Annotated in this window: 1 protein-coding gene; it reads left to right on the top strand. The window is 63.6% G+C overall.

What is annotated here, in order from left to right; all coding sequences use genetic code 11:
- Positions 1-381, top strand: a 381-nt coding sequence (locus ACFPGP_RS16025) for an LLM class oxidoreductase (protein ID WP_465263267.1), incomplete at its 5' end; no start/stop codon positions are given.
- Between the last annotated feature and the right edge of the window lie 476 nt (positions 382-857).

Raw genomic sequence — 857 nt, 5'->3', positions numbered from 1 at the left:
TCAATCTCGGCGGCAACCGGCCGCTGCTGCCCGGCCGATGACCCACGGATCAGTCAGATGAGCCAGATTTCTTATGACCGCGATGCCGACCTTGCTCTTGAGAACACCCGCTTCTGGGCGCCCCTTTCCCTGACTGCAGAACAAAAGCACTCGGTTCAGTCCGCCGAGGAGATGGAGCGGCTGGCTGACGAGTTGCCGCTCGACCAGGTCGCGAAGCGGTGGATCGTCACCGACGATCCCGACGAGGCGGTTGCCCAGATCAAGCCCTACGTCGACGCAGGGCTCAATCACTTGATCTTCCACGGCCCGGGCCATGACCAGGAGCGCTTCCTCAGTCAGATGGCTGCAGACGTGATTCCCAAGTTGCGCGCGCTGTCCTGAGGCGGCGCCGCCTGGACGGGCTCGGCCTCGAGTGCCGGGCGCCGTCGCGATCGTGCAGCCTCGGCCTGGGTGAATCTCAATGGTGAGTTGTGGTCGATATCGGCGCTCCTTGAAACGTGGGGACTCGCTTGGGCCTCGGCGTGCCCGGGGTTTGCTGGGTCAGGGTGGTCGGAGGTAACCCGTCCACTCTGGTCGCCTCAAGGGTGAGGATCGAGTGGTCAACGACCCGGCGCAGTCGAACGGGTCGGCTGCGCCGGGTGGCCACCCGGTCTAGTTCGAGCCTTCATGAAGCCGGAGATCACGGTTTGCGTTCGTGGGTACTGGCTGGGCGTTCAGCGAGGGGCGGCAACTTCGATGTCCGCACACGCGCTAGGGCGTGTCTCCTAAAGAACTGAGAATGACAAGCCCATTTGGCCCCACTGTGCTGGTCTGATTTGGCCCCACCCTGCTTGTTGACTTCTTGCTGGGTCGGTGGG

Source organism: Nocardioides taihuensis (assembly GCF_042657275.1).
GTDB classification, from domain to species: domain Bacteria; phylum Actinomycetota; class Actinomycetes; order Propionibacteriales; family Nocardioidaceae; genus Nocardioides; species Nocardioides taihuensis.
The sequence above is the reverse complement of the archived record's forward strand: the minus strand, read 5'-3'. Positions and strand labels throughout refer to the sequence as shown.